This is a genomic window from uncultured Mucilaginibacter sp. (genome assembly GCF_903913935.1).
GTDB lineage: Bacteria > Bacteroidota > Bacteroidia > Sphingobacteriales > Sphingobacteriaceae > Mucilaginibacter.
The window spans coordinates 1-7040 of sequence record NZ_CAIWNH010000537.1; the positions used below are offsets into that span (position 1 = coordinate 1).

Consider the following 7040-nt stretch of genomic DNA (forward strand, 5'->3'; position numbering starts at 1 on the left):
GGTTTTGCAGTTTATCTTTCCAGAAATTATTGGGTAACCTTTGAATTACGCAAATTTATTAAAGTTTTATGCCGACTTGTGATCCTGGTCATATTTCCTGCTCTAAACATTGCATAATTTCGCCGCGTTAGAAATAAAAGCGCGTAATTGAAAAAGAACAAAATTGAATTGCTGTCGCCCGCCGGCTCTTATGATAGCTTACAAGCTGCGATAAATGGCGGAGCTGATGCAGTTTACTTCGGGGTGGAACAGCTGAATATGCGGGCAAAATCTGTTAGTTCATTCTGTGTGGATGATATTGAATACATAGCGGCCATATGCAGTGCAAATAATATCAAGGCCTATTTAACCCTGAATACCATCATCTACGGCCACGACTTGCAATTGTTGCATGGCATTTTAAACCAGGTAAAAAAACATGGTATCGATGCGGTGATCGCGTCGGACTTCGCGGTGATAGAACAATGCAGGCAGATGGGTATACCGCTGCATATCTCGACCCAGGCTAATGTAAGTAATATAGAAGCTGTACAGTTTTTTTCGCGATTTGCGGATGTTATTGTACTCGCAAGGGAACTTACCCTTAAACAGGTACATGATATTTGCAGCGAGGTAAGGCGAACGGGCATTAAAGGCGTATCCGGGGAGTTGATCAAAATAGAGGTGTTTATTCACGGTGCTTTATGCATGGCGGTTTCTGGCAAATGTTACATGAGCCTGCATACCCAAAATGCTTCCGCAAACCGTGGCGCCTGTACGCAAAACTGCCGCAGGCCTTATTTGGTGAAAGATGCCGAAACGCAGGAAGAACTGCTGATTGATAATGAATATATCATGTCGCCAAAGGATTTATGTACGATTGGTGTACTTGATCAGATCATCAGATGTGGCGTGGATGTGTTGAAAATTGAAGGCAGGAGTAAAGGCGCCGATTATTTACTTGTTACCACCCAATGTTACCGGGAAGCAATACAGGCCATCGGAAGTAATAACTATACGCCCGAAAAAATTGACGGATGGATAAACAGGCTATCTACCGTTTATAACCGCGGTTTTTGGGAAGGCTATTATTTAGGGCACAAACTGGGCGAATGGACAAGCCAGCCGGGCTCAGCAGCCACCGAAAAGAAGATATATGTGGGCAGGGGCAGCAATTACTATCCTAAAATAGGCATAGCTGAGTTTACCATCGAAACCGGTACTATTAAACCTGGCGATACCCTGATGGTTACAGGCCCCTTGTGCGGAATGATCAAGGAGAAAGCGGAAACCCTGGTGGTAAACGGAACAGAGGGGAATGAGGCCCTTAAAGGGGATAAGATCACTTTCCCGTTTGGCGTAAAAGTAGGCAGCCAGGATAAACTGTATAAAATTGTAGAGGCAGTAAATGGCTAAAATTATTCATTACCGCAATAAATGTATTGGCTGTAATATCTGTTTTGAATTGCAGCCCGAATTCTGGCGGATGTCCATGAAAGATGGAAAAGCTAATTTATTGCGTGCCGCTGCAAAGAAGGATGTGTTTATATTACCGGTAGGCGAAAGTCACTTGCAGCAAAGCCATGAAGTAGCGAAGGCCTGCCCGGTAAACATTATTAAAGTTATATGAACGAAGATATTATCAATTTTACCCGCCATCAAACTTGTGCTACCATCAGCTGCATAAACGAGTTAGGTAAGCCTTATTGTTTTAACTGCTTTTATGCATTTAATAGTGAGCTGGGCCTGCTTTATTTTAAATCATCAACTGATACTTATCATTCGGGGCTGATAAAACAAAATCCGTGCATCGCCGGAACGATCCTGCCTGATAAATTAAAAACGATCCTGGTGCAGGGGATACAATTTGACGGTGAACTTTTACCCGGGGACCATCCGCTGTCTGCACATGCATCTGCAAATTATCATAAAAAGCACCCCATGGCCCTGGCCATGCATGGCGAGATCTGGACGATACAGATCAACCACATTAAAATGACAGACAGCAGCAAAGGCTTTGGTAAAAAAATTATTTGGGAAAGGGAATAAATAGGAATATATGTTATTTGTGTTGAAAAGCTAAAAATCCGGCAGAAACCTTGTGTGCTTTCCCCACTTTCGGACTTTCCTATCTCTAACCCACAAACATTTTCATTTTTTCCTTTATCCTATCAATTTTATTTTAAATTTGACACGCGGTTGATCGTGAGAATTTGATGCCGCCCAATTATTTTTCAGATAAAACCTGGTATGAAAAAAACCTTACTGTTTACAGCCTGCTGCCTGGTACTGGCAATAGGTGCCTCGGCGCAAATTCCTGCCCTTGAACGCGTAGAACCCATGTTTTGGTGGGTAGGTATGCATAATCCCAACCTGCAGCTGATCGTTCACGGCGACCATATTGCCTCCCGAAAAGTGGAGTTTTCTTACCCCGGAGTGAAGCTGGTTGCAGTGCATAAAGTTGAAAATCCTGATTACTTATTCATCGATTTACGCATTTTTTCAGGCACAGTACCGGGAACGTTCCCGATAAAATTTAAAAAAGCAGGCGAAAAGGTTATAACATACAACTACGACCTGAAAAAACGCGATGCCTCTTCTGGTCGGGCGCAGGGGGTAACTGATAAAGACCTGATCTATCTCATCATGCCTGATCGCTTTTCAAACGGCGATACAGATAACGATTCATTCGCTAAAATGCGTGAAACCGGTATCCACCGCGATTCTATGTTCAGCAGGCACGGAGGAGACCTGAAGGGGATCATGGATCACCTTGATTACCTGAAGGATTTGGGGGTAACAGCTATATGGCTAACGCCTGCTGTTGAAAACGACGAGCCGCATGCATCTTACCATGGCTATGCAGTTACAGATCATTATAAGATCGACCCCCGCTATGGCACCAATGCCCTATATAAGCAATTTGTTGAAAAATGCCATGCTATGGGGATGAAGGTGGTGATGGACCTTGTACATAACCATGCCGGTACCGAAGGTTATACCATTAGTGATATGCCGATGAAAAGCTGGGTACACCAATGGCCAAAATATACTACTTCAAATTTTAGGGATGCTGCGGTGATGGATCCGCATGCTTCACCAGCGGACCGTAAGAAAATGCTCGACGGCTGGTTTGATCACCGCATGGCAGATATGAATGAGAATAACCCATATGTGCAGAATTTTTTAACCCAAAACCATATCTGGTGGGTTGAATATTCAGGCGTGGATGGCTTCAGGCTGGACACTTATCCTTATAATGACGCAGATTATATGTCGAAATGGGCCGTGGATGTAAAGAATGAGTTTCCGCACTTTTCTATATTTGGCGAAACGCTGGTATGGTCAGCGGCTAACCAGGCATTTTTTACCGAAGGCAATACGGTTAACCGCGGATTTGACACCCACTTGCCCGGTGTAACTGACGGTGTATGGAAAGAGGCCGTTTACGATGCATTAAATGCCAATGAAGGATGGACTGAAGGTATAAACCGCCTTTATGCTGTTATGGCCCAGGATTTCCTGTACAAGGATGCTACAAAAAATACCATATTCCTTGATAACCATGATATGAGCCGTTTTCTATCAGTAGTGGGTGAGGATATGAACAAATACAGATCGGGTATGGCGATGCTGATGACGATGCGTGGTGTGCCGCAGATATATTACGGTGATGAAATACTGATGAAGAATTTTTCAAATCCGGATGGCCTGGTTCGTTCTGACTTTCCTGGTGGATGGAAAGAGGATAAAGTAAATAAGTTTATTGCCTCTGGCCGTACCGATGCCGAAAATAATGCGTTCAATTACGTGCGTAAACTGGCTAATTACCGTAAAAATACCACTGCATTACAAACTGGGAAGCTGATGCAGTATATTCCGGAGAAAGGCATCTATGTATATTTCAGGTACGATGACAAAAAAACGGTGATGGTGGTTTACAATAGCCGTGATAAAGAACAATCAACGACAACAGAAAGATATGCCGAACGCATAAGCGGTGCTAAATCGGCAAAGAACATAATTACTGATGAGTTGGTTAACTTGTCGAACTTAACCATTTCAGGTAAATCAACTTTGCTATTGGAATTGATCAAATAAACGGATAATGCCTAAAATCAGGAAAATGAGCAGCACAATTGATTAAAGCGGGTTCTGATTTTAAGAGATTATCAATGATAAAGGTATTTTGGGTTGATTATTTATGGAATTGATAAAAATAAGTACTAGCGCCTGGCGCGTAATCAACTAATACCTAATTAATTAAATTTGCGAACTATAAATGAGTATAATTAAAGCCTGTATTTTTGACCTGGATGGTGTAATTGTTGATACTGCGGTTTATCATTATAAAGCCTGGAAGCGACTGGCAAATGAACTGGGTTTTGATTTTTCGGAAGAAGCTAACGAAAAGCTGAAAGGCGTGAGCCGTGTGCGCTCGCTCGAGCTGATCCTGCAATGGGGCGGCATTACCAAAACCAAAGCCGAACAGGATGAACTGGCGACTAAAAAGAATGCATGGTATATTGATATGATCAGCCATATGACACCAGCCGAAATTTTGCCTGGGGCCAGAGAGTTTGTAGAGGCCTGCAGGCAAGCCGGTTTAAAGATCGCCCTGGGTTCTGCAAGCAAAAACAGCGGCATGATACTGGAAAAAGTTGGGATAACCAACCTGTTTGACGCGGTTATCGACGGTAACAAAGTAAGTAAAGCCAAGCCTGATCCTGAAGTTTTTTTGAAAGGCGCCGAAGCATTAAACGTTGCCCCGGCAGAATGTGTGGTATTTGAAGATGCCATAGCAGGTATTGACGCCGCCATAAACGGAGGCATGAAATCGGTTGGGATAGGTTCGCCGGATGTGCTTGGAAAAGCTGACCTGGTGGTTAGCGGTTTAAATGAAATGAGTTTAGAAAAGTTAAAAGAATTATAAGCCCCACCTAACCCTGTCCGCCGGTTAGCGGAAGGGCTTAAAATTTTAAAGTTTCTCCGCCAATTGGCGGAGGAGATTAAAAAGGGGGCTGTTATTATATTATTTACAATTATAATGAAGGAATACATCGAAGTTGATGAGTGGAAGATCATAGAACGTGGCTTTAATCCGCAGCATAACAAAATATCCGAAAGTATTTTCAGCCTTGGCAACGGCCGCATGGGCCAGCGCGCAAATTTTGAAGAAGCGTACAGCGGTGATACGTTACAGGGTAACTATGTAGCGGGGGTATATTATCCCGATAAAACCCGTGTAGGGTGGTGGAAAAACGGCTACCCCGAATATTTTGCCAAAGTATTAAACGCGGCCAACTGGATCGGTATCGATGTACTTATTGACGGTGAGCAATTGGATTTGGCAAAGTGCCAGGTAAGTAGTTTTAGCCGCGAATTGAATATGAAGGAAGGTTACCTTAAAAGGACCTTTACTGCAAAAACAACAGCCGGTAAAATGGTCGATGTTGAAACCATTCGCTTTTGCAGCATGGCTGACGACGAAACGGGCGCCATTAAATATACCATCACACCGGTTAATTTTAGCGGCAAAATAACCCTCACTCCCTTTATTGACGGAGATATCATAAATAAAGATTCCAATTACGACGAGAAATTCTGGGATGAAGTAAAAAAAGAAATATGGGGCGATGGGGGCTATATTCAGCTTCGCACTAAAAAGACAGGGTTTGAAGTAGCTACAGGGATGCTTTTTACCATCCTTCAAAATACAGTACCAGTACACCTTTTTTCCACAACTCTTGAAAAGGAAAAATATGTCGCAGCGAAGGTCGAATTGACAGTAAAACAGGGTGAAAGCGCCTCTATCATCAAGTATGCCGCGAATCTTTCTTCGCAGAACCATCCGGTAGCCGAACTGGCAGCAAATTTGAAACAGAACTTAACCCGCATCCGGAAAAAAGGGTTTGCAACCATGCTGGCCGAACAGGCTGAAGCCTGGGGCCGGAAATGGAAGCACAATGATATCATTATTGAAGGGGATGCTTCTGCGCAGCAGGCTATCCGTTTTAATATTTTTCAGCTTAATCAAACGTATACCGGCGAGGATGATCGCCTAAATATCGGCCCGAAAGGATTTACCGGCGAAAAATATGGCGGTTCAACCTATTGGGACACAGAGGCCTATTGCGTTCCTTTTTATTTGGCTACGGCCGACCAAAATGTAACTAAAAACCTGCTGCTTTATCGTTATAAACAATTGGGTAAGGCCATTGATAATGCAAAGTTGCTTGGTTTTAAGAACGGAGCAGCGCTTTACCCGATGGTAACCATGGATGGCACCGAATGCCATAACGAATGGGAGATCACTTTTGAGGAAATACACCGTAACGGCGCTATCGCCTACGCTATATTTAACTACGTAAGGTACACCGCCGATGAAGCTTACCTTGCTGATTACGGGCTGGAAGTATTAATAGCGATTGCACGTTTTTGGTCGCAGCGGGTTAACTGGTCAGCTGATAAGCAGCAATATGTAATGCTGGGCGTAACCGGGCCAAACGAATACGAAAACAACGTAAACAACAACTGGTATACTAACAAACAGGCCACCTGGTGCATGCAGTATGCTACGGACGTTGTCGAAAAGGTAAAGAAAACAGAACCAGCCAAATATGCCGCGCTGGTCAACAAAATAAATTTTAACGAAGCCGAAGAAATTGCGAAGTTTAAGGATATCATCGCCAAAATGTATTTCCCTTATGACGAAAAGCAACAGGTGTTTTTACAGCAGGACGGGTATCTTGACAAAGAACAAATCTTAGTTAAAGATCTTCCCGCAACCGAAAGGCCTATCAACCAGAAATGGAGCTGGGATAGGATCCTGCGTTCCTGCTACATTAAACAGGCTGACGTTTTGCAGGGCATTTACTTTTTTGAGGATCAGTACGATCTGGATACTATCCGCAGGAACTTTGATTTTTATGAGCCACGCACAGTACACGAATCTTCGCTTTCACCTTGTGTGCATGCTATTTTAGCCGCCAAACTGGGGGATGAAGCAAGGGCTTATGAATTTTACTTGCGGACCTCAAGGCTTGACCTTGATGATTATA

6 protein-coding genes are annotated in these 7040 nt (G+C 43.4%); all 6 read left to right on the forward strand.

The window, feature by feature from the left end:
* Positions 1–147 precede the first annotated feature (147 nt).
* Positions 148–1395 carry a peptidase U32 family protein gene (locus tag QZY09_RS21555; protein WP_295675968.1) on the forward strand — a complete coding sequence of 416 codons (1248 nt, stop codon included), beginning with the start codon at positions 148–150 and terminating at the stop codon, positions 1393–1395.
* The gene (locus QZY09_RS21560; RefSeq protein ID WP_295675970.1) at positions 1388–1609 is read left to right on the forward strand and encodes a ferredoxin; all 222 of its coding nucleotides are present in this window, start codon (positions 1388–1390) and stop codon (positions 1607–1609) included. The genes QZY09_RS21555 and QZY09_RS21560 overlap by 8 nt, the downstream gene beginning before the upstream one ends.
* Positions 1606–2028, forward strand: coding sequence for a hypothetical protein (locus tag QZY09_RS21565; RefSeq protein WP_295675972.1), 423 nt, complete (start codon positions 1606–1608; stop codon positions 2026–2028). Before QZY09_RS21560 ends, QZY09_RS21565 begins: the two co-directional genes overlap by 4 nt.
* A gap of 201 nt (positions 2029–2229) precedes the next feature.
* Complete coding sequence (locus tag QZY09_RS21570; protein ID WP_295675974.1) at positions 2230–4080, forward strand: glycoside hydrolase family 13 protein; 1851 nt, start codon at positions 2230–2232, stop codon at positions 4078–4080.
* Positions 4081–4261: 181 nt separating this feature from the next.
* Entirely contained in the window at positions 4262–4912 is a 651-nt protein-coding gene (gene pgmB, locus QZY09_RS21575; protein WP_295675977.1) for a beta-phosphoglucomutase, read from the forward strand.
* 114 nt (positions 4913–5026) lie between these two features.
* Positions 5027–7040, forward strand: a 2014-nt coding sequence (locus tag QZY09_RS21580; protein WP_295675979.1) for a family 65 glycosyl hydrolase domain-containing protein, incomplete at its 3' end; no start/stop codon positions are given.